Origin of the sequence: Janthinobacterium sp., from assembly GCF_031995485.1 — a bacterium.
Lineage (GTDB): Bacteria > Pseudomonadota > Gammaproteobacteria > Burkholderiales > Burkholderiaceae_D > Janthinobacterium.
In genome coordinates, this window is sequence record NZ_DAMAGB010000002.1 from 141497 (window position 1) to 165809 (window position 24313).

Sequence of the window (24313 nt, forward strand, 5' to 3'; positions counted from 1 at the left end):
TGAGGGTCCGACCCCGGACTTTGCCTGGGGGTTCGCAACGCCAGCTCCAGGCCAAAAAATCACCCCGCCAGCGCCTTTTTCCTGAACTGCGCCGCCTTGTGCCGGTTGCCGCACAGGGCCATGCTGCACCAGCGCCGCTTGTGCGCCTTGGTGCGGTCGTAGAACCACAGGACGCAGTCGGGATGCTCGCACTGGCGCACCAGGCTGAAGTCGCCCTCGACCAGCAATTGCGCCAGGTCTTGCGCGAGCGCTCCCAGCAATGACGCGATGGGTTCGCCGCGTGCGATGCGCGTCAGGACCAGCTGGCCGTCGCTGCCCTGCTCCAGATGCGGCGTGCTGGGACAGGCGTGCAGATACGCGTTGAGCGCACCGATATCCTCCGTTTTGTCTTCCTTGCGTCCCTCCACCAGCCGGCGCGCCAGCGCGCGCAGCGCCCTTGCCTGCGCCAGCAGCTGATCGCGGTCAACCGCACTGGCTGCTTCAGCTGTTATACCTGCCTGTTCCAGCCAGCGCAGCACCTCGTCGCCGCTCTGCCAATAGTCCAGCACGGCGCCGTCCTTGCGCGCCTGCGTATTGAGCATATCGAGTGCCCGCTGGTCGGCCAGCATCGGCGCTGCCGATGGATACGCGTCCCGCATTTCCGCATTGCTCATGAATAACCCCTAAACATTGACTTGACAGGTTACCAGAAGGCGATAATACTTCGCCTCACAGTAACCTGTTTTATTGAATTATACAGGTTATCCAATCCATCGCCGCACCAACCCGAGGACAGCATCATGCATAACGATCATCCAGTTCGCCACCACGCCATCGAGATCGACGGCGTCAGCCTGTTCTACCGCGAGGCCGGCTCGCCGGATCTGCCCACCGTCCTGCTGCTGCACGGCTTCGGCGCGTCCTCATACATGTTCCGCGACCTGATGCCGCAGCTGGCTGGCCGCTATCACGTGATCGCGCCCGACCTGCCCGGATTTGGCCAGACCACGGTGCTGCCCGACACGCCGTTCGACTACACCTTTGACCGGCTGGCGCAGGTCATCGATGCATTCACCGTGGCGAAAAAACTGCAGCGCTATGCGCTGTACGTATTCGATTACGGCGCGCCAGTCGGCTGGCGCCTGGCGGTGGCCAACCCGCAAAAAATTACTGCCATCGTCAGCCAGAACGGCAATGGCTACGAAGAAGGGCTGAGCGCGGGCTGGGACGACATGCGCAAGGCGTGGGCCGACCCGAGCCCGGCCAACCGCGAAGCGCTGCGCCGCTTCAACACGCTCGACATGCTGCGCTGGCAGTACACGCAAGGGGTAACAGACACCAGCCTGATCGCACCGGAGGGCTACCAGCTGGCCTATGCCGCGATCGAGCGCATCGGCGTCGAGCCGCAGATGGACCTGCTGCTCGACTACGGCCAGAATATTCGCCAGTATGCGCAGCTGCATGCCTACTTCCGCGAACATCGCCCGCCCACGCTGGCGATCTGGGGCGAGAACGACCCGTTCTTCACGCCACCCGGCGCCGAGGCGTTCAAACGCGACAATGCCAGGGCCGAGGTGGTGTTCCTCGACACGGGCCACTTCGCCATCGAAACCCATGGCCAGGAAATCGCCGCCACCATGCTCGATTTCCTCGGCCGCGCTCACGCCTGACCGAGAATGGCAAACAGCTGCTGCGTGTCGACCGGCTTGACCAGGTGATGATTGAAGCCGGCCGCCTGCGTGCGCCGGCGGTCGCTCTCCTGGCCATAGCCGGTCACGGCCACCAGCACCGCGCCGGCCGTATTGGGCAAGGTACGCAGCAGCTGCGCCAGTTCGTTGCCGTCCATTTCGGGCAAGCCGATATCGAGCAGGCAGGCGTCGAATGCTGTTTCCCTGGCCCGCGCCAGCGCCTGGCGCGCGCCGTATTCGACCGTCACGTGGTGGCCTGACGCACCGAGCAGCATGGCCAGCATCGAGGCCGCATCGACATTGTCGTCGACGATCAGGATGCGCAGCGATCGCGCGCCCGGCTGCCACAGTGGCTCGCTACCGGCATCCTGGCTGGCTGCTTCCTGCGCGGCCTGGCGCGGCAGGCACAGCGTGAAGGTGCTGCCGTGGCCAATGCCTGCACTGTCGCAGCTGACACTGCCGCCGTGCAGTTCGACCAGGCTTTTGACCAGCGCCAGGCCCAGTCCGAGGCCGCCCGCCGAGCGGTCCGACGAGCGCTCGGCCTGTGCGAACAGGTCGAACACATGGCGCGCCAGGTCGGCCGTCATGCCGATGCCATCGTCGGTCACTTCAACCAGCACTTGTGCCCCACGCACTTCGGTCCGAAGCGCGATATTGCCGGCTTCGTTGGTGTACTTGGCGGCGTTGTTAAGGATATTGGACAGCACCTGCACCAGCCGCTTCTTGTCGCCGACCACCATGGTGCTGCCGGGCGACAGGTGCAGCGCCAACTGGTGGCGGCGTGCCTGCATCATGGGCGTGACCTGCTCGACCGCTTCGGCCACGATATGGCGGATATCCTGCGGCGCACTGTCGAGCGTGACGAGGCCGCGCGTGACGCGCGACACATCCAGCAAATCATTGATCAGGTGCGTCATGTGCGCCACCTGGCGGCCGATGATCTGGCTGGTCCGGCGCACGCGGTCTTCGTCGAGTTTCACGCGCTGCAAAATCTCGGCCGCCGCGCCGATCGGCGCCAGCGGATTGCGCAGTTCATGCGCCAGCATGGCCAGGAATTCGTCCTTGCGCCGGTCGGCGATTTTCAGCTGCTCCTGCTCGGCGCGCCGTTCGGTCACGTCGCGAAAGAAAAACGCAATCCCGTCGTCGAGTGAAGGATGGACGCGCACTTCGACCCAGGCTTGCCGGCCGTCCGGCAGTGCATGATTGAACTCGATGATTTCCGCCTTGCCGCTGTGCTTGACGCGCCGGTAGATCGCCTCGGTATCGGTGTCCTTCAGCGCCGGCCACAAGTCGCGGTGGCTGCAGCCGATCACTTCATCGGCGCAGCGCTGCGTGATGCGCAGGCCCTCGGCATTCATGCGCAGCACGCGCCACTCGCCGTCGAGTACCGCAAAGCCTTCGGCCATGCTGTCGAAAATCTGCTGGCTCTGGTCGCGTTCCTGGCGCAATTCGGCCTGCGCGCGCGCCGTTTCCACCACCGGCCAGGTGCGCTCGGCCAGTTCCTGCGCCAGCTGCAGTTCGCTGGCGGTCCACACCCGCGGCTGCGCATTGTGGATCGACAGGATCACATGCAGCTTGCCCGCCTTGATCAGGGGCAGCAGCAAGGTGGCCTGCACGCCGATATGGGCATAGGCGGCGGCATGCGCCACGGTGCGCTCGTCGCGCTGCACGTCCTCGGTGATCACGGCCTTGCCGGCTCGCAGCGAGGCGATGATGCCGGGGCCGAAGTCGTCCAGCGTCTTGCTTTGTCCGGCCAGGCTGGCGTGGCCTGCGGCAGTCCAGTCGCGGCGCACGAAGCAGCCGACGCCATCCTCGTCCACCTCGGCATACAGCACGCGCAGCACGTCGAGCTTGCGGCCCAGCAGCTCGCACGATGCGGCCGTGACTTCATCGGGGTCGCTCAGGGCGCGGATGCGGTCGGCCAGGCCGAGCTGGAACGCCTGGCTGGAACGGATGGCTTCGAGCTGCAGCATTTTCTCCGACAGCGCCAGGCTGGCCTCGTGCGCGGCGGTGACGTCATTGCCTTGCACGAACACGCCGGTCACGCGCTGGTCCTGGCCGATCACCGGCTGCAGCAGCAGGTCCACATGGCGCTCTTCCAGCGGCCCGCCGGGCTGGCGTTGCAGCGCCAGCCGGTGACTGTGCAGCACCAGCGGACCGCCGCCGTCAAATGCCTGGTCCAGCAGCTGGCGCAGTCCCTGCCCTGCCAGCTCCGGCTGCGCTTCCAGTGCCGGCTTGCCGAGCAGGGTGCGGTGCCCGACCAGCCGGTAAAACGCTTCGTTGACCATCTCGAACACATGATCGCGGCCCGTCAGCACGGCGATAAAGCCGGGCGCCTGGTCGAACATGATTTGCAGCGCGCTGCGCTCGGCGCTGAGGATGCGCGTCATCGCTTCGTGCATCAGCGGCTGGTTCATCTGCACGATGTCGGGCACCGCATTGGCATCGGGCTTCAGATAATATTTGCGGGTCGATGTGTCGAAGCGGTACAGATCGGTCACATCGATCGCATTCTGCGACACGAACAGCACTTCGCCGGCCGCATTGAACACGGGCGTATGCACGGCGCTCCAGTAGCGCGGGTCGAACACCACGCCGTCCGGCGTGTGCTGCGGCACCGCATAGCGCAGCAAGGCGCTGACATGCGGCTTGCCGGTCGCAATCGCCATCTCGATCGAGGTGCGCACTTCGGCCAGGTTGGTCGAATCCGGATCGGACGGATCGGCGGGAAAAGCGTCGAAGATATGCTGGCCGACGATGTCGCCGGCGGTGCGGTCGGTGGCGCGCAGATAGGCGGGATTGGCGCCGATGATGATGAACTGCGTATCGACCAGCAGATACGGATAGGGCGATGCCGCGAACAGCGCGCAGTAGTCGGGCGACAGGTGGGATGAAATCGTCATGGCCGGATTTTCACATAAAAAGGTCGGGCGAGTGGGCAAGCGGGCGCCGCTCCGCGCGCGAGCGTGCTTATAATTATTGCATTCATACAACAATATCGGAGCATCATGAGCAAGAAAAAAACCTCGACCATCATTGCGGCCGCCTGTTTGCTGGCGGCGACCGGCGGCATGGCGCTGGCGGCCACCGATCCCTGGATCAAGGCCAAACCGGTGCTGGAAGCGGCGCTGGCCTGCAACCGCATCGACAACCACTTCACGCTGGCCGAACAGGCGCTGCAAGGCGCCGGCTGGAACAGCTCGCAGGGCGTGCAGCCGGTGATGCTGCCGGTCACGCTGAAGGTGTATGGCCTGGCCACGCAGCGCGTGGCCGTGTTCCGTGACGGCGGCGAGCAACTCTACCGCAGCTACCTGCCAGGCGTGAGCGTCGCGCAGGCGGTCAAGGCGGCCCAGCTCAAGCTGGGCAAGGATGGCCAGGAATATGGCCGCGTCACGAAGATGGGCGTGCTGACCGCCGGCACCGAAGATGGCGTCACCACCCTCACCTGCACTTTCGACAGCGAAGCGTGACAACGTCGCATCCCGCCACCCCGGACGGCCGCTACTTCGTGGTCAAGGGCCGCCTGTGGCGCCTGAGCAATCCCGAGCTGGCACCCGACGAGCGCGAGCGGCTCGTCAAGCAGCTGATGACGGCGCGCCGGCAGGTGGGCGCGGCCAGAAAAGCCGGCGACCAGGACGCCGAACGGGCGGCGCGCGCCGCCGTCGACCAGGCCAAGCATGCGCTGGGCGAGCGCGGCCCCGTGTGGTGGACCGACGGCGCGCCCGACTACAACCGCAAGATGGCGGCCAATACGCCGTATGCCGCGTGGCACGCGGCGTTACAACAGGAGTGACCGCTCAGATGGCGATCGCGCCGCCGGCCACGGCCAGCATCGCGCCCGTCATGTAGCTGCCCTCGTCGGACGCCAGCAGCACGTACGGCGGCGCCACTTCGGCCGGCTGGCCCGGACGCTTCAACGGCACCTGCTTGCCGAAGCCTTCGATTTCTTCGGGCAGCATGGTCGACGTGATCAGCGGGGTCCAGATCGGGCCTGGCAGCACGGCGTTGGCGCGGATGCCCTTCTCGGCCAGCAGGTGCGCCAGGTTGGCCGTGAAGTTGGTGATCGCCGCCTTGGTGGCCGAATAGGCGAGCTGGCGCGGCATCGGCGACTTGGCATTGATCGAGGCCGTGTTGATGATGGAGGCGCCCGGCTTCAGGTGCGGCACGGCGGCCTTGACGATATAGAACATCGAGTGGATATTGACGTCGAAATGGCGGCTCCAGTCTTCCACGCTGATCTCGTCGATGCTGTCGGCGCCCTTCTGGAAGGCGGCGTTGTTGACGATGATGTCGAGCCGGCCGAATTCCTGCACCGCCTTGTCCACCAGCTGCTGGCAGTAGGCCGGGTCGGCCACGTCGCCGGCCAGCAGCACGGCGCGCCGGCCGGCTTTTTCCACCCAGCGCGCGGTCTCTTTTGCATCGTCATGTTCGGTCCAGTAGGCGATCAGCACGTCGGCGCCTTCGCGCGCATAGGCAATCGCCACGGCGCGGCCGATGCCGCTGTCGGCGCCAGTGATCAGCGCCACCTTGCCGGCCAGCCGGCCGGAGCCTTGGTAGCTGTCTTCGCCATGATCGGGACGCGGCTGCATGGCGTCGGTGGCGCCCGGATAGGCCTGCTGCTGTTGCTTGAACGGCGGTTGCGGGTACGCGTTGTTGGCGGTATCGGTCATGGTGATTCCTTTCGAGGTGAAGATGAAGGTGAAGATGCGGGGGCATGGGCGCGCACCACTTCGTGGATCAGCGCCATATGGGTAAACCCCTGCGGAAAATTGCCCAGCTGTGCGCCGCTGGCAGGGTCGATCTGTTCGGCGTACAGGCCCAGGTCATTGGCGCGCGCCAGCATGCTGTCGACCAGCTGCCCGGATCGTTCGCGGTTACCGGCCAGCGTATGCACGCCGGCGACCCAGAAGGTGCAGGCGGCAAACGCGCCTTCCTTGCCGCGCAGGCCATCGTCGAACACATAGCGGTAGAACAGGTCGCCGGTACCGGCGTCCAGATCGCGCTCGCTGGCGGCCAGCGTGGCGGCCATGCGCGGGTCATCGGCCGGCAGGAAATCCATCAGCGCCAGGCGCAGGGTGGACATGTCGAGATCCGAGCCGCCATACTCCATGACCAGCGCATTGCGGTGCGCGTTCCAGCCGTGGCGCAGGCAGTCGGCGTGGATCGCCTCGCGTTCTTTTTCCCAGCGCGGCACGGACCGGGCGCAGACATGGCCGACATGGGGCGCCAGCTTGATGGCGCGGTCCAGCGCCACCCAGCACATGGCCTTGGTGTGCAGCAGGTGGCGCGCCGCGCCGCGCAACTCCCAGATGCCTTGGTCGGGCGTGCGCCAGCGTTCGATGGCCGTGTCGGCCAGGCGCGTGACGAACTGGCCCATGTCGGCGCGCAGGTCCGGACACAGCCCGTCCAGGCCATACTGACTGACATACAGATTGAGCGCCGCCAGCAGCTCGCCATAAATTTCATGCTGCTGCTGGTCGCTGGCGCCATTGCCGGCCAGCACAGGGCGCGAATCGCGCCAGCCGGCCAGGTGCGTCAGCGTGTGTTCCCGGTCCTGTTCGCCCAGCGGGCCTTCCACGCCATACATCACGCGCAGCACCTCGCCGGTGCCCAGCCCGTCCGCCTCGTGCAGGAAGCGCAGGAACTCGGCCGCCTCGCGCCGGAAACCCAGGTTCAGGAAGGCGGAAATGGAAAACGAAGCGTCGCGCGCCCAGACATAGCGGTAGTCCCAGTTGCGCTCGCCGCCGACCGCTTCGGGCAGGCTGGTGGTCGGTGCGGCGATCAGCGCGCCCGATGGCGCATAGGTCAGCAGCTTCAAACACAGCGCGCTGCGCAGCACCATCTGCTCATGGCGGCCGTGGTAGGTATTCTGCGCCGACCAGGCGCGCCAGTAATCGTGCGTCTCGCGCAGCTGCTGCGGCGCGGCGTCCAGGTCTTGCGCGGCCAGCGCAATGCCGTGACCCAGGACCAGCAGCACAGTCTCGCCCTGCGCCAGATGCAGCTGGCCGACCAGGTCCGTGCCATCGGGCGCCAACGGATGCGAGCAGGCCAGCGACAGCCCGCCATCGGGCCAGAACGCACCGCTGGCTGTCAGCGTGGGCGTGATCTGCTGGCGCGCCCAGTCGAAACGGGGCGCCACGCGCAGTGCCAGGCCAACCTGGCCCGCCGTGCAGGCAATGCGGCGGATGACGCGGCCCGGCGCCGTGCAGTCGGGGCCCGCGTCGCCGCAATCGGCAATCGCGCGCACCGGCATGCAGTCGGTCACGACCAGCGTGCCGCTGCCGGTGGCCAGCGTGGTTTCGAGGATATTGGTGGCCGGCAGATAGCGGCGCGTGCGCCGTTCGATGGCGTCGTGCGGCACGATGGTGCAGCCGCCGCCCTGCTGCACATCGAGCAGCGGAAAGAACAGCGGCGCACTGTCGAAGCGGGGCAGGCACAGCCAGGAGATGGCGCCGTCGCGGTCGACCAGCGCAGCGCCGCGCATGTCGCCGATCAGGGCGTGGTCGGCAATCGGGCGCTGTGTTTCATGAGAGGAATAAAGCATAAAGGCCGGTCAGCAGTCGAAGGGGACAGCCTAGCCCCGCAGCATGGTCGTAACCGTGCGGTGACTAACGGTAAGCGGACTCGGCCAATGAATGCGGATCGCCAGCGATCGGCTACCATATGGCACTTTACAGCTCAGGGAGCGCGTATATGCCAAGGTTGCTGCGAGTCATGCCGAACGAGAAGTGGCAGCTGGTGCTGCAGTTTGCGGACGAGGGTTTTTATCTGTTCGAGTCCGCGATTGCCCGCGAAGAGCGCGGCTGGCCGGAGCTGGCCTATCCGAACAAGCTCAAGCATCTGACGTTTACCAGCCACGCCATCGCCTGGCCGGGCGGGCGCACGCTGGACGCCGCCTGGCTGCTGGCGCATGCACAGCCGATCGCGGGCGAGCAACTGCAACGGCAGACGCTGACCCTCGGCTTGCGCAACCAGGCGCCCACCGCCGCGCACGCGAGCCACCATGTGTACGGCGTGTCGCTGTGCCCGTTCAACCGCCGCCCTTATGTGCTGGAGGAATCGATCGGCGGCGGCCATTGCGAACGCGGCGGCGCCACTTACTACAGCCTGGACGAGCTATTGAAGCAGCAGGAATGGCCGGCCTTTTTCGCCCTGGCCGGCTGCGGCTGGGCAGTGCCGCTGATCGAGCGCACTGCCGATGCAACGCTGCTGCTCGACACGCTGGTGCGTGAGTGCTGCCGGCGCCAGGAAGGCGCCTGAGCCAATGTCAATGCGCCGATGATACGGCCACGTGCGGCGCCAGGTTGCGGCGCGCCAGCCAGGCCAGCGGCAGCAGGGCCAGCAGCGAGGCGGCCACGCCGGCCCACGGCGACGACGCCATCAGCTGGCGCGACACCATCAGCGCGCCCAGCATCGAGCCGAGCGAAATGCCGAGATTGAAGGCCGAGATATTCAGGCCGGACGCAAAATCGACGGCCTTTGGCGTATGGCGCTCGGCCGTGGCCAGCATGCCGGCCTGCAGCGCCGGCGACAGGCCGAACGCAAACACGCCCCACACGAACAGCATCACCGTCATCATAACCTGCGAGCCGATGGCCAGCGCCACGCCCACTTGCGTCACAGCCAGCAGCACCAGCATCAGGCGCAGCGCCTTTTGCCAGCCGACATGGCTGGTCAGGTAGCCGCCGGCCAGGTTGCCGGCAAACGTGGCGGCGCCAAACACGATCAGCAAGGCGCTGGCCATGGTGGCGGAAAAGCCGGTGACGTCGGTCAGGATCGGCGTAATGAAGGTGAACGCGGCAAAGCTGCTGCCAAAGCCGAACACGGTGACTGCCATCATGGTCAGGATGGGGATGCTGCCGAGCGCCGCCAGCTGTGTGGCCGCCCTGCCGCCCGCCCCTGCGGCCAGGCCCGCCGGCAGCCAGCGCGCCATGGCGCCCAGCCCCAGCGCGGCCAGCACGGCGACGGCGAAGAACGGCAGGCGCCAGCCCATCAGATTGCCCAGAAAACTGCCCAGCGGCACGCCGATCACCATCGCCAGTGTCAGCCCGGCAAACATCACGGAAATCGCCCTGCCCGCCTGCTCTTTTCGCACCAGGTTTGCGGCCACCGTCGCGCCGATGGCAAAGAAGGTACCGTGCGCCACGGCGGTGATGACTCGGCCCACGAGCAATAGTTCAAAGGTGTGCGACAGCGCGGCCAGCAGGTTGCCCGCCAAGAACACCGTCATCAGGCCCAGCAGGGCCACCTTGCGCGGCAGGCGCGACAGGGCGATCACCAGCAGCGGCGTGCCGATGGCCAGCGCCAGTGCATACAGGCTGACCAGCGAGCCGGCCGATTCGATGGAGATAGTCAAATCTCTGGCGATAGCCGGCAGGATGCCGACCACGATGAATTCGGTAACGCCGATGGCAAAGGCGCCGACGGCCAGCGACAGCACGCCGGGCGGCATTTTTTGGGAAACAGCGGTAGCGGAGGTCATGATGGTTTCTTGATCAGTGATTCAAGCCTGCCAGTGTAGAGACAAGACGATCTTTGATATAGACTTCTGGAATTGAAACACCCATGAATTGGATTCAACAATGGCCAGGCAAGATATCAACCGCGCGTTCGAAATGATGGTATTCGTCACCGTCGTCGAGGCTGGCGCTTTCACGGCGGCGGCGCGCAAGCTCGAACTGACGCCCTCGGCCGTCAGCAAGCTGGTCAACCGTCTGGAAGCGCGGCTCGGTGCGCGCCTGCTCCAGCGCAGCACGCGCCAGCTGCACACCACGCCCGAAGGCGATGCGTTCTATGTGCAGAGCAAGCGCATCCTCGACGATATCGACGGCGCCGAGCGCGAAGCGGCGCAAGGGGCGGCGCCGCGCGGCCGCTTGCGCATCAACTGTTTCGTGCCGTTCGGCGTGCGCCACCTGCTGCCCATCCTGCCCGAATTTGCCCGGCGCCATCCCGCTATCGTGCTCGACGTGGTGGTCAGCGACGCCGTGGTCGACCTGCTGGAAGACCGCACCGATATCGCGATCCGCACCGGCAAGCTGAAAGAGTCCAATCTGGTGGCAAGAAAACTGGGCGACGGCGCGATGGTGGTGGTGGCCTCGCCCGCCTACCTTGCGCGCCACGGCACGCCGCAGACGGTCGCTGACCTGCATCAACACAATCTGCTGGCCTTCAATTTCCGCTGCCAGAACGAGACCTGGCCTTTCCTGTCCAGTGAAGGCGGCACGCTGCAGATCGCGCCGCAGGGCAATACGCAGATCAGCGACGGCGACAGCATGCGCCAACTGGTGCTGGCCGGCATGGGACTGGGTCGCTTTTCACGCCTGCATGTGCAGCCCGATATCGATCAGGGACTGCTGGTGCCGGTGCTCGAAGCGTTCAATCCGGGCGACCGCGAAACCGTCCATGCCGTGTTTGTCGGCCCGGGCCAGCAGGTGCCGGCCCGCGTGCGCGTGATGCTTGACTACCTGCTGGAACAGGTCAAACTGGGTTGATGTCATAGTGCCGTGCCAACCAGGAGCCTGCCGATGAACACCAGCAAATACCAGGATTTGATCACCACCCTGCACACCCGTTTCGGGCAGCATCTGGCGCGCCACCCGGGCGTGGCGTGGGACGCCGTGCTGGAAAGATTGCAGGCACATCCGGCCAGCCTGGCGGCCCTGCAGGAAATGGAGCATACCGGCGGAGAGCCGGACGTGATCGCCGTCGATGGCCAGTGCGGCATGGTGACGTTCTGCGACTGCTGCGCCGAAAGCCCGGCTGGCCGGCGCAGCCTGTGCTTCGATGAGCCAGCATTCAACGCGCGCAAGGAAAACCGGCCGGCCGGCAGCGCCATGGCCATGGCCGCCGCCATCGGCGTGGCGCTGCTGACGGAAGAGCAGTACCGGCAACTGCAGCAGCTGGGCGAATTCGACCGGAAAACCTCAAGCTGGATCGCCACGCCCGACAGCATCAGGCAGCTCGGCGGCGCGCTGTTTGGCGACCGCCGCTATGGGCAGGTGTTTGTGTATCACAATGGCGCGCAGTCGTATTATGCCGGCAGGGGATTCCGGGGACTGCTGCGCATTTAATGACAAGCCGAGCACAGCCGGGGTCAGCCCCCCTCGACCTGTAGCGCAAGCCTCTGAGTCAGCGTCATTGAGGGTTTGACCCCAGCATTTCAGCTACATCACCTCTTCCAGCAGCAAGCGCTTGCCCTCGTCGAGCATGATCTCGAACTCGCCCGCCGTGACCGCCGGACTGAACAGATACCCCTGCAGCTGGTCGCAGCCCAGGCTGCGCAAGAAGCGCATCTGCTCCGGCGTTTCCACCCCTTCGGCGACGATTTCCTGGCGCAGCTGCTGCGCCATGGTGACGATGGCGCGCGCGATGGCGCAGTCGTTTTCCTCGAACGGCAGGCCGATCACGAAGGCGCGGTCGATCTTCAGGGTGCTGATCGGGAATTTTTTCAGGTAGGCCAGGCTGGAGTAGCCAGTACCGAAGTCGTCCAGCGCCAGCGCCAGGCCCATCGCCACCAGTTCGTTCATGATCTCGATCACCTTGTCGGCGCCGCGCATCAAGAGGCTTTCGGTGATTTCCAGCATGATCTGCTCGGGCCGCACGCGGTAGCGCGCCAGCACGGCCGCCACGCGCGCCGGTAGCTGGGCGTCAAACTGGCGCGCCGACAGATTGACGGCGATCACCGGCATATGCAGGCCCCGGTCTTCCCATTCGCGGATCTGGCGGCAGGCCTCGTCGAGCACCCAGGTCCCCAGTTCCAGGATCAGGCTGGTCTCTTCGGCCACCGGAATGAAGACGCCCGGCGAGACCATGCCGCGCAGCGGATGCTTCCAGCGCAGCAAGGCTTCCGCGCCGACGATCTGGCCGCTGGAAAGACTCACCTTGGGCTGGTAATGCAGTTCCAGTTCCTGGTCGCCCAGCGCCAGGCGCATTTCGCTTTCCAGGCGCAAATGCTCCTTGGCGCGGCGGTTCATGTCTTCGCGGTAGAACAGGAAAGTCGGCTCGATGGTCTGCGCCGCTTTTGCCACGGCCACGTCGGCAAAGCGGAACAGTGACGTGGCGTCCATGCCGTCTTCGGGATAGACGGTGATGCCGATGCTGGCGCCCACGTACAGCGCGTGGTTGTCGATGCGGATCGGTGCTTCGAGCAGGTTGAGCAGCTTTTGCGCCACATTGGCCGCGTGTTCGCGTTTTTCGATATGCAACAGCGCGACGACGAACTTGCTGTTGTCGACGCGCGCCAGGATGTCGGCGTCGCGCAGCGCGCCACGGAACAGCTGGCCGATGGCGATCACCAGCTGGTCGCCCACTTCATGGCCCAGGGTGTCGCTGATCGAGCCGATGCGGCTGATGTCGATCACCATCAGCGCGCCGTGGGTTTCCTGGCGCTTCGCTTCTGCCAGCCCCTGCACCACCAGCTGGTTCAGCAGGCAGCGGTTGGGCAAGCCCGTCAGGCCGTCGTAATTGGCCATGCGCTGCATGCGCGCCTCGGCATCCTTGTGCACGGAAATATCGGAAAACAGCGAAAACACATGGCTGATGTCGCCGTATTCATCGCGCACCACGCTGATGGTGACGGCCTGCGGAAACAGCTCGCCGTTCTTGCGCCGGCCAATGATCTCGCCGCGCCAGGAACCGTGGCCGCGCATGGCGGCGCGCACCTTGGCGCGAAACTCCGCGTCGTGCACGCCCGAACGGAGCAGGTCCGGCGTGCGGCCGATGGCCTCGGCTGGCGAATAGCCCGTAATCCGGCTGAAGGAGCTGTTGACGGAAACAATGCGCTCGTCGGCGTCGGTAATGAGCACACCCTGTTCGCTGTCTTCGATAATGCGCGCGTGCAGCCTGACCTTGTCGATATCGGGCAGCGGTTCGCGCAGGGCGGACAGGCGCACGGCCACGCCGCAGGTCTTGCCGGCCTGGTCGAGTATTGCGTGGCGCTGCATGCGCAGCCAGGTCAGCACGCCCGATTTCTTGCGCCGCAGGACATCGATGTCGACCTCGGCATGCGCAGACGACAGTTCGATCACGGTTTCCTGCGCGTTGTCAGGCGGATACAGAAACAGGATATGCTGGCCCACCGCTTCCAGTTCGGCATAGCCGAACATCTGGTCGGCGCCATGGTTCCAGCCGATCAGGTAACCGTTCAGGTCGATTTCCAGCAAGGCATCGGCCGGCGCCAGGCGCAGCACGGGCCGGCTGGCGCCGCGCAGCTGTTCCAGTTCTCCCTGCAACTGCGCCAGGGTGGCGGCCAGCTGCGTGCCGTCCTGCTGCTGCGCTTCGTGGCTCAGGCGCAAACACTGCGCTACCCGTGCCTCAAGCACCGCGCCTCCACATGGCGGGCAGCCTGCAGGAAGAGCGTGAGTGGAGCGCTGCTGTATATATCATGATCAAAATCCCGGGTCCGGCCTTGTTAGGCGCACAATGCTGCGAATATGGTAACCTGAAATTGTTGTTCTATGTCAACATTTTGCATGGCTTGTGGCATGGATTTGCAGCGCATTGTCCTCAATCAACTGCTTGCTCATGCATGCCGCCCGGCAGATAGTGGGTCAGGCGTGCAAACAGATCCGGTTCGCGCATGCGCGCCATCCACCAGCGCAGCGCCGCGCCGTCTTCGCCCACGCGCCAGGCCAGGTAAAACGTCTCGGCCGGCTTCGGCTCCTCCACCGCCTTTTCCACCAGCAGTCCGCGCGCGATGGCGGTCCGTGCACATGGACCCGGCAGGAAACCGAAGCCCAGGCCCAGCACCTGGTAATCGAACTTGACCTGCATGCTCGGCACCGTCAGCGCATCCTGGCCCAGCAGCAGCCCCACCGTGCGCGGCGCCAGCTGGCGCGCCGAGTCCGCCACCACCACCGCGCGGTGATGCTGCAGGTCGCCACGCGACAGCGGCCGGTCGATGGCCGCCAGCGGATGCGTGGGCGCCACGGCAAACACGAAGTCCAGCATGCCCAGCGGCTGGGCGATATAGCCGCCACCGGGCGGGCCGTCGCCGGGCGCGCCCACCAGCAGGTCGACGCGACGCTCGAGCAGCGCTTCCCAGGTACCGGACAGCGTTTCCTGCACCAGCCGCAGCCGCGTCTGCTGGGCTACCTCATAAAAGGCCCCGATATCGCCGGCCAGCGCCAGCGCCGAAAACACGGAATCGAGGCCGATCGCCAGTTCCGTCTCCCAGCCCGAAGCCACGCGGCGCACGCGATGTTCCAGGTCCTGCGCCGCTTTCAGCAGGTAGCGCCCTTCCTTCAGCAATTCCTGGCCGGCCGCCGTCAGCACCACTTTCGGACCATTGCGCTGGAATACCTGCACGCCCAGGTCATCTTCGAGTTTGGCGACAGTATACGAGATGGTGGACGGCACCCTGTGCAGTTCCTTGCCGGCCGACGAGAATGAGCCGCGGCGGTCGATGGCGTCGACAATTTGCAGGGCTTCCAGGCTAAGTCTTAGCATTCGATTTTTTCGATCATAGAGCGGTAATTTTTCCGTTTTTCTTTCTGGTACGACAGGCCTATACTCTCTTCATCGCATCACGAAAGACAGATTCAGCCCGGTAGCCAGGCAACGGTCCTTCGAAATTATCGCACATTAACCTGTAAAGAAATGGAGTCTTACCATGTTACAAATCCGTCATAGCGAAGAACGCGGCGCAGCCAACCACGGCTGGCTCAACTCCCACCACAGCTTCTCGTTCGGCAGCTACCACGATCCGAAACACATGGGCTTTGGTCCATTGCTGGTAATCAATGAAGACCGCGTCACGCCAGGCCAGGGTTTTGGCACCCACGGCCACCGCGACATGGAAATCATCTCCTACGTGCTCGACGGCGCGCTCGAGCATAAAGACAGCATGGGCACCGGTTCGGTCCTGCACTACGGCGATGTACAGCGCATGAGCGCCGGCAGCGGCGTGCGTCACAGCGAGTTCAACCACTCGCAAACGGATGGCCTGCATTTCCTGCAGATCTGGATCCAGCCGAACGTGACGGGCATTGCGCCCAGCTACGAAGAGAAACACTTTTCGCCGGAAACCAAACAGGGCAAGCTGCGCCTGGTTGCATCGAGCGACGGCCGCCAGGGTTCGGTGCTGATCCACCAGAACGCCTCGATCTACGCCAGCATCATGCAAGAAGGCGATGCACTGGAACACGCGCTGGACGAAGGCCGCACCGCCTATGTGCACCTGATCCGCGGCAGCCTGGTGGTCAACGGCACGCCACTGAAAGCCGGCGATGCGCTGAAACTGACGCAGGAAGCCAAAGTGACGCTGGCAAATGCTGAAGATGCCGAATTCCTGCTGTTTGATTTGCCTTACTGATGGTAGCTGGTAAAACCTGCTGCGCGTTGCGATTTGCGGCCTGCGATGCTCACCGTACCAAAGTACGGTTGCGCTTCTCTGCCACAACTCGCCGCCGCTCGCTACGGTTTTCCCAGCCACCGTGAAGCTAACTCGTATTTTCAAATAACAAGAATTGAATACATCATGAAAAACACCACCACCCTGCTGTACCCTGTTGGCCGCGCCGCGCTTGGCGTGCTGTTCTTTGTCTCCGGCCTGCTGAAAATCGGCGGCTATGCCGGCGTCGCCGGCTACATGAGCAGCATGGGCCTGCCCTTCGCCACGGTGTTGCTGGCCGGCGTGATCGCGCTCGAAGTCGGCGGCGGCCTGCTGCTGATCACGGGCTGGCAGTCGCGTTGGGCGGCCCTGGCGCTGGCGCTGTTCCTGATACCGACCACGCTGGTATTCCACGCGTTCTGGGCCGCCGACGCCGCCCACTACCAGGATCAGCTGACCAACTTCCTGAAAAACCTGTCCATCTTCGGCGGCATGCTGTTGCTGGTCGAGCGCGGCTTTGCAAAAACCGCAGCCACGCTGAAGTGAGCGGACCGCTCCTTGCAGACAGCGATCGCGTCCCTGGCTACTGGCCGATCACCAGGCATTGCATCAGCCAAATAACAGCGACGGAAACCGTTTTCCCGCTTTTTGGTATGATGGCAAGGCGCGCCGGCACCGGAGTGGTGCGGCGCGCCTTTTATTTTTGACACTTACTTATATGAGCACAACCATGCAAAGCGGCGCGGACATCCTGGCGACAGGCGAATTGGATTACACGACTTCCTGTGCACTGCCGACGCCGTGGGCCCAGTTCACCCTGCACGCGTTTGTCGAACACGCGACTGGCAAGGAGCACCTGGCCATGGTGCTGGGCAATGTCGGCGACGGCGAGCCGGTGCTGGCGCGCGTGCATTCCGAATGCCTGACGGGCGATGTGCTGTTCTCGCAGCGCTGCGATTGCGGCGCGCAGCTGGAAGGCGCGCTCAAACGCATCGCCGAGGAAGGGCGCGGCATCCTGCTGTACCTGCGCCAGGAAGGACGCGGCATCGGCCTGATCAACAAGATCCGCGCCTACCGCCTGCAGGAAGCGGGCGCCGACACGGTGCAGGCCAACGAGCAGCTGGGCTTCAAGGCCGATGCGCGCAACTATACGCTGTGCAAGCCGATGTTCGAGCAGTTCGGCATCCACAGCCTGCGCCTGATGACCAACAATCCGCGCAAGATCGCGGCGATGGAAGCGCTGGGCGTGACGGTGGCCGAACGGGTGCCGCTGCTGGTCAACCGCAACGCCTTCAACCAGCATTACCTGAACACCAAGGAAAGCAAGCTCGGCCACATGATGACGCCAGCCGAGGCGCCTGCGCTGGAAGACGGCGCGCTGTAACGGTATTTTTCGCGCGGGCCAGGCGCGCAGCGCCGCGGCGCCCGCGTCCGCCTGGCAACTCCACGCAAAGGATGCATGAAATTTTCCACACTCGCCCTGTTGCTGGCCGGCTTGTGCGCTGCCAGCGCCCAGGCAGCACCCCCTGCCGCTCCTGCGGCGCCCGCCGCATCGTCCCCGCCCGCCGTCAAGCCGCCCCCGGCCACCGCCGCTCCCGCCGCCACTGAACACGCCGCCCTGCCGCCGCCCTCGTCGGCCGCGCAAAAACTGTATACGGCCGCGCGCGCCGACATTTTGCAGGTGCGCGTGCTGCTGAAAAACGGCCGCACGCAGTCGTCGGTCGGTTCGGGCTTTCTGATCGGCACGGGCGACCTGGTGGTCACCAACTATCACGTGGTGTCGCAGTTCGCGCTCGACCCGGATACCTATGTGGGCGAATGGGTCGATACCAGCGGCAAGCGCGGCAACGTGGAGCTGCTGGCCGTCGACGTGCTGCACGACCTGGCCGTGGTGCGCGTCAGCCGCCATGGCACCGGGTTTTTCAAGATGCCGGCACAGCTGGCCGAGCTGACGCAGGGGCAGTACCTGTATTCGATGGGCAATCCGCTCGACCTGGGCTTTGCCATTTCCGAAGGCGCCTACAACGGCGTGGTGACGCGCAGCTTTTACGACCAGCTGATGTTTACGGGACCCATCAATTCCGGCATGAGCGGCGGGCCCAGCGTGACGGCCGGCGGCGACGTGGCCGGCATCAATGTGTCGAAACGCCTCGATGGCGAACTGGTCAGTTTTTTGGTGCCGGCCCGCTATGCCCAGCAGTTGCTGGCGCAGGCGGCGCAGCTGGTCAAGCCGCCCAGGGATTTTAAGCCGGTGGTCACGGCCCAGTTGCTGGCGCATCAGGACGCCATGCTGGCGCGCCTGCTGGAAACGCCGCTGAGCCTGAAAGCGATGGGCCCTTACCGCGTGCCGGTGCGCGAATCGGAACAGATGCGCTGCTGGGGCCGCTCGAACGTCAAGGCCGACAAGCCCTATACCATCGATAACACGAGTTGCGCGATGGAGTCGGCCATCTTTATTTCCGGCGCGCTGCAGACGGGGCAGGTATCGATGCGCCACGAGTTCCTGCGCAGCAGCGAGCTGGGCGCCCTGCGCTTTGCCGAACTGGCCAGCGCTTCGTTCAAGAACGAAAGCTTCGGCACCTACAAGAGCGCCCACCTGACCGGGCCGCACTGCACCGAGCAGTTCGTGAAAAATGCCACGCTGCCGCTGCGCGCCGTCGTCTGCGTGCGCGCCTACCGCAAATTTCCCGGCCTGTATGACTTTGCCCTGCTGGCCGCCAGCACCGATGAGCCACTGATGAACCTGCAAAGCCGCATCGATGCGCGCGGCGTGTCGTATGCTAACGGCCTGCGCGTGACGCGCACCTTCCTCGAAGCGCTGACGCGCACGCCGTCCGCCAGACTGGCAGGCAAGCCATGAAAGCGCCCTATTACATTGAAATCCTGGCCGCCAACGGCGACGTGCAGCAGCGCCAGCGCATCGATTCCCTGCCGATCCGCATCGGCCGCGGCTACGGCAACGACTTCATCCTCGACGACGCCCACACGGCGGCCGAGCACGCGATGGTCGAAGACGATGGCGAAGGCGGCCTGCTGCTGCGCGACCTGGGCAGCCATAACGGCGTGATCCACGCTGGCGCGCGCCGCCTCGAAGTGGCCTTGACGGGCAACACCATCGTGCGCCTGGGCCACACGCGGCTGCGCGTGCGCGGCGCCGACCAGCCGGTGGCGCCCGAGCGCAGCGATACCACCATGCATGGCTGGGAAGGCACGCGCCCGGCGGTGGCGGGCCTGGCCATGATCGCCGTGTCGGCCGCGTTTGCCAACTGGCTCGGCGACGCCGAAAATTTCGAGCCGATTTCCTATCTGATGATCATCGCCTATGCGATGGCCGGCGGCCTGGTGTGGGCCTCGGTCTGGGCCGTGGCCAACCGCCTGTTCGGCCAGACGGCCCGCTTCGGCCGCCATCTGTTCATCATCGGCTGCGGCCTGGTGGCGATGGAGGCATGGGAGCTGGCCAGCAGCATGGCTGCCTATGCGCTGTCGCTCGAAGCGCTGACGGCGTATGGACGCCACATGTTCATCGTGATCGTGTGCGCCATGGTGTACTTCCACCTGTGCACGATCAAGCCGCAGCACCCGCGCCGCTTCGCACTGGTCAGCACGGTACTGGCCATCGTCGGCTCGACCCTGATCCTGCTGAGCAATCTGCAAGCGAGTGGCCGCCTGGCCGACGAACTGTATATGCCGCTGCTGTATCCGCCGGTGCTGCGCGTGAGCCCCGACCATCCGACGGAGGCGCTGTTCAAGGAGGTGCAGTCGCTGCAAAAAGGCGTGGACAGCGAACGCGGCAAGGGCGGCAGCGGCGATGAAGAAAGCGAAGACGACGGCGAGGAATAAGCCACCGCCATCAACGAAAAAGCCCGCTGGCGCATCGACGCGCCAGCGGGCTTTTTTGCATGGCAGCGAGGCCGGCAGCGTGCTTACATTTTGACCGCGGTATAAAATTTGATGGCTTTTTCACGACGTACGGCAAAGCCCACCAGGCCCAGTCCCACCATCAGCATGGCATAGGTGGACGGTTCCGGCACGGCCGAGACCGAAGCGAGGCCATCGGTGGAGCCAAAGCTGGCGAAGCTGTTGTTGCCTGCCTTGAACTGCACTTGCTGGCCGCCGTCGCAGCAGCCTTCCAGACCGTAGATGCTCAGCGTGTGGTTGCCGGCCGACAGCAGGGTCGAGCCGCTGAGGAACTGGCTGCTGTTGCCGTAATTGCCGGCCCACCACATGTCGCTGGTTTTGACATCGAGCGCGACGCCGTCGAGGAACAGCGCACCGCCATTGCCGAAGTCGACGCCGCTGCGAAAGCTCCAGGTGCCGGCCTGTGCCGCAGTCACGCCGAAATCGATGATCGAGCGCGAAGCGATATTGTTATTGCTGCCAAACAGGCTCTGGTTGCTGACATAGTCATAGCTCGACAGGCTGGTGCTGCCATAGCCGGCGCCCGGGGTGGCCACGGCGGTATCGACCACCGCCTTGTAAGCAGCGGCGCTGGTTTGCGCGCTGGCATCGGAAAAACCGGTGGCGATGGTAATGGTGCTGGCGTTCGCATGGGCAAACGCCGCAATGGCGATCAGGGACAGGGCAAGTTTTGGCAAGTTTTTCATGGATGTATCCAGGGTTAAAGGCATGGGAGCGCTTCAGCTGAATCCACGCTGCATTGAGGCGTGTCGGCGGTGCGCTAAGGACTGCGGAGATGAGCGGCCGGTGGCATGAACTTCCGCGCGCGGTCGCGGACTTGCAGCAGCGCGATTGCGCTACAAGCGTCCAGGAAAGGGGGCGGGTTTCCGGGACAAGATCAAAACGGTTGACGGGTCAGGCAAGACAATGGCGCCATTTTATATTAATTTCCCTTTAGGCAAAGTAATTTTCTTTTAGCCATTATTCGTGCCATTGTTGCAAGCGTGAAAAATGCTGAGCAGCAAGGAAAAATGCGGCTTGAAGCGGCATCCGATGCCACGCCTGCCGGCCGTTTCGTGTCGCGCTGGCGCCACAACCCATACGCGCCCGATACCGTCCTGTTCCACTCTTTTCACGCACCGCCTCCCCACGCAGCGAAACAGCATGGCAAAATGCACTTACATACTGTCTGTCCGATAAGGGAGAAAGAGGAAATGGTCGACCTGGAAGAACTGCGCTATCTGGCATTGTCGTTTCCCGATACCACCGAGGAAGAGCATCACGACCGGCCCGCTTTTCGCGTGGGCGGGAAGATCTTTGCCACCCTGCCCGACGATGAACACATCAATGTGCTGCTCGATGCGGAAGCGGCGCATATCGCTACCGTCATTTCGCCCACGGGCTGCGAAAAACTGCTGTGGGGAGAGCGGCTGGCCGGCATCACCGTGCGCCTGGCCGATGCGGAACTGGACATGCTGGCGGCGGCCCTGACGGCAGCCTGGCGGCGCAAGGCGCCGAGCGACCTGGCCAAGACCATCTCCAGCAGTTCATGACAGCCTAGATCCGCCCGCGCCTGAATTCGCCGAGAAATTTTTTTACGTCGGCCGGCGTCATCAGGACATCCGCATCGCCGTGCCAGGCATACAGATACGGCGTGCCGCCCAGGCGGTCCGTCAATTTGGCAAACAGCAAGAAGCGGCTGCCCAGCGGGTAGCGCTGCAAGTCAGCCAGCCGGCGCGAACACTGCACCGCCAGCTCCGGCGAAAAGGCCTGGCCCGGCACGGGGCGCATTTCCACCTTGCCATGAATATCGCGCGATTCGACGGCGACGTGCCGGTAGGCATACGTATCTCGGGCCATGCCACTACCTCGGTTATGCGGGAAAGGCGCCATCTTAAAGCAAGACGGCGCCTTGCAAGCAAGCTTATTGCGCGACGATGCGCAGCAGGCGGCCGTTGTCTTCGTCCGTCAGCGCATACAGATAGCCGTCCGGCCCCTGCTTCACATCGCGCACGCGCGCGCCGATGGCCAGGCGGTCCTGTCCGGTCACCTGGCCAGCAGCATCGACGGCCACGCGGCGGATATCCTTGGCCGCCAGGCCGCCGCTGAACACGCTGCCGCGCCAGGATGGAATCTTGTCGCCCGAATACACGGCCAGGCCGGACGGCGCCGGCGACGGCACCCAGGCCACGCTCGGATTGATCATGCCGGCCACTTCGTGCTTGCCCACCGGCTCGTGCGTCTGGTAGTCGGCGCCATAGGTTTGCAGCGGCCAGCCGTAATTGCCGCCCGCCACCACCAGGTTCAGTTCGTCGCCGCCGTACGGGCCGTGCTCGGTGGCCCAGATGCGGCCCGACACCGGATCGCGTGCCAGGCCCTGGATATTGCGGTGGCCCATCGACCAGATCTCCGGCAGCGCTCCCTTGGCCGCCAGCGGATTGCCGGGCGCCGGCTTGCCTTCGTCGGTCAGGCGCAGTATCGAGCCCAGGTGCGTGGCCGGGTTTTGCGCCTGTTCGCGCGCCAGCCGGTCTTTGACGCGCAGCGGCGGATTGCCGCCGTCGGCCACGCTCATCAGCAATGTGCCGTCCGGCAGCCACAGCAGGCGCGAGCCGAAATGCTGGCCGCCGCTCTTGTCGGTCGAGACCTTGAACAGCGTCTTGATGCCAGTCACTTTCTTGCCGTCGAATACGCCCTGCACCAGCGTCGTGCGGTTGGCCTCATTGGTGCCGGTCGACACCGTCATGTAGACGCGCGGATTCGGCTTGGCCGCATCCTGCGGGTGCAGCACGATATCGAGCAGGCCGCCCTGCCCGCCCGTGAACACGGCCGGCATGCCCTCGAGCGCGACTTCATCGAATTTCTGGCCGTTCAGGATATGCAGGCTGCCCTGCTTGCTGGTGACCAGCGCGCGGCCGTCGCCCAGCCAGGCGATGCCCCACGGCTGGCGCACGCCATCGGCCACGGTGACGGCACGCCAGGCCTGTTTCGCGGCTGGCGGCTCGCCGGTGGCGGCCAGTTCGGCGCGGGCAGACAAGCTCAAGGCCAGCATGGCGGCGGCGAGCGCCGGGGTGCGCAAGGAACGAAAGTGGGACATGGTTTTCTCCTGGGGTCGTGACATGAATGGCAAGCGTACAACGTTGAAGGACAAGCATAACCCAACATTAAATAAAATTAATGTTCCGCAAAGGCTGGGGTAAGCGCCGCGCTGGCATAGTGCAGTGCAACAAACCTCCTTGTTTCCGTCCGACTTCTGGAATTGCGCCATGCCCTCCTTGCCCCGTCTACGTCCTCTCGCCCCCGTTTGCCTGCTGACACTCGCAGCCTGCAGTCCCGCCTCGAAACCTGTTGCCAGCGCCACGCCCGAAGTGACCGTGCTGACAGTGCACCAGTCCACCGTGCCACTGACGGTCGAGCTGCCCGGACGCACGGCGCCGTTTTTGATCGCCGAAGTGCGCGCGCGCGTCGATGGCGTGGTCCTGAAACGCAGTTTTACCGAAGGCTCGGACGTGCGCGCCGGCCAGGCGCTGTACCAGATCGACGCCGCGCCCTACCGCGCCACGCTGGCCAGCGCCCAAGCGCAGCTGCAGCGCGCGCAGGCCAACCTGGTCAGCAATAATGCGCAGCTGGAACGCTACCAGGTGCTGATCAAGGGCAATGCCGTCAGCAAGCAGGCCTACGACAACGCGCTGGCGGCGCAGCTGCAGGCGGCCGCCGACGTGGCCGCCGCCAGGGCGGCCGTCACCAGCGCCAGCATCAACCTGGCCTACACCAACGTGACGGCGCCGATCGCGGGGCGTTCGAGCGTGTCGCAGGTCACGCAGGGTGCGTATGTGCAGGGCGGCGCGGCCACCTTGCTGACCACGGTGCAGCAGATCGATCCGATGTATGTGGACCTGCAGCAGTCGAGCGCCGAAGGCCTGGCGCTGCGGCGCCAGCTGACCGAGGGCAGCCTGGCCAGGGGCGGGCCGGAACAGGCCGGCGTGATGCTGAAACTGGAAGACGGCAGCCTGTATGCGCACAAGGGTACGCTGGAGTTTTCCGGCGTGACGGTGAACCAGGCCACGGGATCGGTGACCCTGCGCGCGCGCTTCCCGAACCCGCAGCACCTGCTGCTGCCGGGCATGTTCGTACGCGCCGAAGTCAACCAGGGCGTGCGCCCGGGCGCCATGCTGGTGCCGGCACCGGCCGTGACGCGCAATCCGCAGGGCGAAGCGACGGTGATGCTGGTCGACGCCAACAACAAGGCGCAGCAGCGCACGGTGGTCGCGGCCACCCTGCTGCGCGGCCAGTGGCTGGTCGAGAGCGGCCTCAAGGACGGCGAGCGCGTGATCGTCAGCGGCATCCAGAAACTCAAGCCGGGCAGCGCCGTCAAGGTCTTGCAACAGCCTGCGGCGCCCGCCGTGGCGCAGAACTGAGGACG

General features: G+C 64.9%; 23 protein-coding genes. 13 read left to right on the plus strand and 10 right to left on the minus strand.

Going from position 1 to position 24313, the window contains the following annotated elements; genetic code table 11:
• Positions 1-59: 59 nt before the first annotated feature.
• On the minus strand, positions 60-653 hold the full coding sequence (locus RTQ46_RS02290) for an ABATE domain-containing protein (protein ID WP_312434345.1): 594 nt from the start codon (positions 651-653) through the stop codon (positions 60-62).
• 126 nt (positions 654-779) lie between these two features.
• On the opposite strand from RTQ46_RS02290, the gene RTQ46_RS02295 reads away from it, so the two are divergent.
• Entirely contained in the window at positions 780-1649 is an 870-nt protein-coding gene (locus RTQ46_RS02295) for an alpha/beta hydrolase (protein ID WP_312434346.1), read from the plus strand.
• Here the strand turns inward: RTQ46_RS02295 and RTQ46_RS02300 are convergent.
• Entirely contained in the window at positions 1640-4570 is a 2931-nt protein-coding gene (locus tag RTQ46_RS02300) for a PAS domain-containing protein (protein WP_312434347.1), read from the minus strand. The two genes, RTQ46_RS02295 and RTQ46_RS02300, sit on opposite strands and share 10 nt — an antisense overlap.
• A gap of 105 nt (positions 4571-4675) precedes the next feature.
• Here RTQ46_RS02300 and RTQ46_RS02305 point away from each other — a divergent pair, with 105 nt between their 5' ends.
• Entirely contained in the window at positions 4676-5137 is a 462-nt protein-coding gene (locus tag RTQ46_RS02305; protein ID WP_312434348.1) for a hypothetical protein, read from the plus strand.
• Positions 5134-5460 carry a hypothetical protein gene (locus RTQ46_RS02310; RefSeq protein ID WP_312434349.1) on the plus strand — a complete coding sequence of 109 codons (327 nt, stop codon included), beginning with the start codon at positions 5134-5136 and terminating at the stop codon, positions 5458-5460. The genes RTQ46_RS02305 and RTQ46_RS02310 overlap by 4 nt, the downstream gene beginning before the upstream one ends.
• Positions 5461-5464: 4 nt before the next feature.
• Here the strand turns inward: RTQ46_RS02310 and RTQ46_RS02315 are convergent, their stop codons facing one another.
• Positions 5465-6337 (minus strand): glucose 1-dehydrogenase, encoded by an 873-nt coding sequence (locus tag RTQ46_RS02315; RefSeq protein WP_312434350.1) that lies wholly within the window; start codon positions 6335-6337, stop codon positions 5465-5467.
• Complete coding sequence (locus RTQ46_RS02320; protein ID WP_312434351.1) at positions 6334-8211, minus strand: glycoside hydrolase family 15 protein; 1878 nt, start codon at positions 8209-8211, stop codon at positions 6334-6336. The genes RTQ46_RS02315 and RTQ46_RS02320 overlap by 4 nt, the downstream gene beginning before the upstream one ends.
• 170 nt (positions 8212-8381) lie before the next feature.
• Between RTQ46_RS02320 and RTQ46_RS02325 the strand changes: the two genes are divergently transcribed.
• Entirely contained in the window at positions 8382-8927 is a 546-nt protein-coding gene (locus RTQ46_RS02325) for a hypothetical protein (protein ID WP_312434352.1), read from the plus strand.
• Between the two features lie 7 nt (positions 8928-8934).
• Here the strand turns inward: RTQ46_RS02325 and RTQ46_RS02330 are convergent, their stop codons facing one another.
• Positions 8935-10149 (minus strand): MFS transporter, encoded by a 1215-nt coding sequence (locus tag RTQ46_RS02330; RefSeq protein WP_312434353.1) that lies wholly within the window; start codon positions 10147-10149, stop codon positions 8935-8937.
• A 100-nt stretch (positions 10150-10249) separates the two neighbouring features.
• On the opposite strand from RTQ46_RS02330, the gene RTQ46_RS02335 reads away from it, so the two are divergent.
• On the plus strand, positions 10250-11158 hold the full coding sequence (locus RTQ46_RS02335) for a LysR family transcriptional regulator (RefSeq protein ID WP_312434354.1): 909 nt from the start codon (positions 10250-10252) through the stop codon (positions 11156-11158).
• 33 nt (positions 11159-11191) lie between these two features.
• A complete protein-coding gene (locus tag RTQ46_RS02340) occupies positions 11192-11737 on the plus strand; it encodes a DUF4256 domain-containing protein (protein WP_312434355.1) in 546 nt (181 codons plus the stop codon).
• 93 nt (positions 11738-11830) lie between these two features.
• Here the strand turns inward: RTQ46_RS02340 and RTQ46_RS02345 are convergent, their stop codons facing one another.
• Both RTQ46_RS02345 and RTQ46_RS02350 read right to left on the minus strand, forming a co-directional pair.
• Complete coding sequence (locus RTQ46_RS02345) at positions 11831-13987, minus strand: putative bifunctional diguanylate cyclase/phosphodiesterase (RefSeq protein WP_312434356.1); 2157 nt, start codon at positions 13985-13987, stop codon at positions 11831-11833.
• Between the two features lie 184 nt (positions 13988-14171).
• On the minus strand, positions 14172-15113 hold the full coding sequence (locus tag RTQ46_RS02350; protein ID WP_312434357.1) for a LysR family transcriptional regulator: 942 nt from the start codon (positions 15111-15113) through the stop codon (positions 14172-14174).
• 163 nt (positions 15114-15276) lie between these two features.
• Between RTQ46_RS02350 and RTQ46_RS02355 the strand changes: the two genes are divergently transcribed.
• From RTQ46_RS02355 to RTQ46_RS02375, 5 genes are all read left to right on the plus strand, one after another.
• Positions 15277-15978 carry a pirin family protein gene (locus RTQ46_RS02355; protein WP_312434358.1) on the plus strand — a complete coding sequence of 234 codons (702 nt, stop codon included), beginning with the start codon at positions 15277-15279 and terminating at the stop codon, positions 15976-15978.
• A 165-nt stretch (positions 15979-16143) separates the two neighbouring features.
• The gene (locus RTQ46_RS02360; protein ID WP_312434359.1) at positions 16144-16542 is read left to right on the plus strand and encodes a DoxX family protein; all 399 of its coding nucleotides are present in this window, start codon (positions 16144-16146) and stop codon (positions 16540-16542) included.
• 184 nt (positions 16543-16726) lie between these two features.
• Positions 16727-17380, plus strand: coding sequence for a GTP cyclohydrolase II (ribA, locus tag RTQ46_RS02365; protein ID WP_312434360.1), 654 nt, complete (start codon positions 16727-16729; stop codon positions 17378-17380).
• Between the two features lie 75 nt (positions 17381-17455).
• Positions 17456-18856, plus strand: a complete 1401-nt coding sequence (locus tag RTQ46_RS02370; RefSeq protein WP_312434361.1) for a serine protease — start codon at positions 17456-17458, stop codon at positions 18854-18856.
• Positions 18853-19836, plus strand: coding sequence for an FHA domain-containing protein (locus RTQ46_RS02375; protein ID WP_312434362.1), 984 nt, complete (start codon positions 18853-18855; stop codon positions 19834-19836). Before RTQ46_RS02370 ends, RTQ46_RS02375 begins: the two co-directional genes overlap by 4 nt.
• Positions 19837-19919: 83 nt before the next feature.
• Here the strand turns inward: RTQ46_RS02375 and RTQ46_RS02380 are convergent, their stop codons facing one another.
• Positions 19920-20600 carry a CCXG family PEP-CTERM protein gene (locus RTQ46_RS02380; RefSeq protein WP_312434363.1) on the minus strand — a complete coding sequence of 227 codons (681 nt, stop codon included), beginning with the start codon at positions 20598-20600 and terminating at the stop codon, positions 19920-19922.
• Between the two features lie 465 nt (positions 20601-21065).
• On the opposite strand from RTQ46_RS02380, the gene RTQ46_RS02385 reads away from it, so the two are divergent.
• Positions 21066-21446, plus strand: coding sequence for an MmcQ/YjbR family DNA-binding protein (locus tag RTQ46_RS02385; RefSeq protein WP_312434364.1), 381 nt, complete (start codon positions 21066-21068; stop codon positions 21444-21446).
• 4 nt (positions 21447-21450) lie between these two features.
• Here RTQ46_RS02385 and RTQ46_RS02390 read toward each other — a convergent pair whose 3' ends face one another.
• Together RTQ46_RS02390 and RTQ46_RS02395 are read right to left on the minus strand one after the other, a co-directional pair.
• Positions 21451-21753 carry a hypothetical protein gene (locus RTQ46_RS02390; protein ID WP_312434365.1) on the minus strand — a complete coding sequence of 101 codons (303 nt, stop codon included), beginning with the start codon at positions 21751-21753 and terminating at the stop codon, positions 21451-21453.
• A gap of 64 nt (positions 21754-21817) precedes the next feature.
• Entirely contained in the window at positions 21818-22987 is a 1170-nt protein-coding gene (locus tag RTQ46_RS02395) for a PQQ-dependent sugar dehydrogenase (RefSeq protein WP_312434366.1), read from the minus strand.
• A 169-nt stretch (positions 22988-23156) separates the two neighbouring features.
• Here RTQ46_RS02395 and RTQ46_RS02400 point away from each other — a divergent pair, with 169 nt between their 5' ends.
• Complete coding sequence (locus RTQ46_RS02400) at positions 23157-24308, plus strand: efflux RND transporter periplasmic adaptor subunit (RefSeq protein WP_312434367.1); 1152 nt, start codon at positions 23157-23159, stop codon at positions 24306-24308.
• Positions 24309-24313: the final 5 nt, after the last annotated feature.

What these genes read in the sequence shown, in the direction of transcription:
- RTQ46_RS02300 (WP_312434347.1), bottom strand. Translation starts at nt 4,570, where the DNA reads ATGACGATTTCATCCCACCTGTCGCCCGACTACTGCGCGCTGTTCGCG.
- RTQ46_RS02395 (WP_312434366.1), bottom strand. Translation starts at nt 22,987, where the DNA reads ATGTCCCACTTTCGTTCCTTGCGCACCCCGGCGCTCGCCGCCGCCATG.
- RTQ46_RS02335 (WP_312434354.1), top strand. Translation starts at nt 10,250, where the DNA reads ATGGCCAGGCAAGATATCAACCGCGCGTTCGAAATGATGGTATTCGTC.
- RTQ46_RS02390 (WP_312434365.1), bottom strand. Translation starts at nt 21,753, where the DNA reads ATGGCCCGAGATACGTATGCCTACCGGCACGTCGCCGTCGAATCGCGC.
- RTQ46_RS02385 (WP_312434364.1), top strand. Translation starts at nt 21,066, where the DNA reads ATGCACTTACATACTGTCTGTCCGATAAGGGAGAAAGAGGAAATGGTC.
- ribA (WP_312434360.1), top strand. Translation starts at nt 16,727, where the DNA reads ATGCAAAGCGGCGCGGACATCCTGGCGACAGGCGAATTGGATTACACG.
- RTQ46_RS02330 (WP_312434353.1), bottom strand. Translation starts at nt 10,149, where the DNA reads ATGACCTCCGCTACCGCTGTTTCCCAAAAAATGCCGCCCGGCGTGCTG.
- RTQ46_RS02355 (WP_312434358.1), top strand. Translation starts at nt 15,277, where the DNA reads ATGTTACAAATCCGTCATAGCGAAGAACGCGGCGCAGCCAACCACGGC.
- RTQ46_RS02305 (WP_312434348.1), top strand. Translation starts at nt 4,676, where the DNA reads ATGAGCAAGAAAAAAACCTCGACCATCATTGCGGCCGCCTGTTTGCTG.
- RTQ46_RS02325 (WP_312434352.1), top strand. Translation starts at nt 8,382, where the DNA reads ATGCCGAACGAGAAGTGGCAGCTGGTGCTGCAGTTTGCGGACGAGGGT.
- RTQ46_RS02340 (WP_312434355.1), top strand. Translation starts at nt 11,192, where the DNA reads ATGAACACCAGCAAATACCAGGATTTGATCACCACCCTGCACACCCGT.
- RTQ46_RS02290 (WP_312434345.1), bottom strand. Translation starts at nt 653, where the DNA reads ATGAGCAATGCGGAAATGCGGGACGCGTATCCATCGGCAGCGCCGATG.
- RTQ46_RS02360 (WP_312434359.1), top strand. Translation starts at nt 16,144, where the DNA reads ATGAAAAACACCACCACCCTGCTGTACCCTGTTGGCCGCGCCGCGCTT.
- RTQ46_RS02370 (WP_312434361.1), top strand. Translation starts at nt 17,456, where the DNA reads ATGAAATTTTCCACACTCGCCCTGTTGCTGGCCGGCTTGTGCGCTGCC.
- RTQ46_RS02350 (WP_312434357.1), bottom strand. Translation starts at nt 15,113, where the DNA reads ATGCTAAGACTTAGCCTGGAAGCCCTGCAAATTGTCGACGCCATCGAC.
- RTQ46_RS02375 (WP_312434362.1), top strand. Translation starts at nt 18,853, where the DNA reads ATGAAAGCGCCCTATTACATTGAAATCCTGGCCGCCAACGGCGACGTG.
- RTQ46_RS02315 (WP_312434350.1), bottom strand. Translation starts at nt 6,337, where the DNA reads ATGACCGATACCGCCAACAACGCGTACCCGCAACCGCCGTTCAAGCAA.
- RTQ46_RS02320 (WP_312434351.1), bottom strand. Translation starts at nt 8,211, where the DNA reads ATGCTTTATTCCTCTCATGAAACACAGCGCCCGATTGCCGACCACGCC.
- RTQ46_RS02400 (WP_312434367.1), top strand. Translation starts at nt 23,157, where the DNA reads ATGCCCTCCTTGCCCCGTCTACGTCCTCTCGCCCCCGTTTGCCTGCTG.
- RTQ46_RS02380 (WP_312434363.1), bottom strand. Translation starts at nt 20,600, where the DNA reads ATGAAAAACTTGCCAAAACTTGCCCTGTCCCTGATCGCCATTGCGGCG.
- RTQ46_RS02295 (WP_312434346.1), top strand. Translation starts at nt 780, where the DNA reads ATGCATAACGATCATCCAGTTCGCCACCACGCCATCGAGATCGACGGC.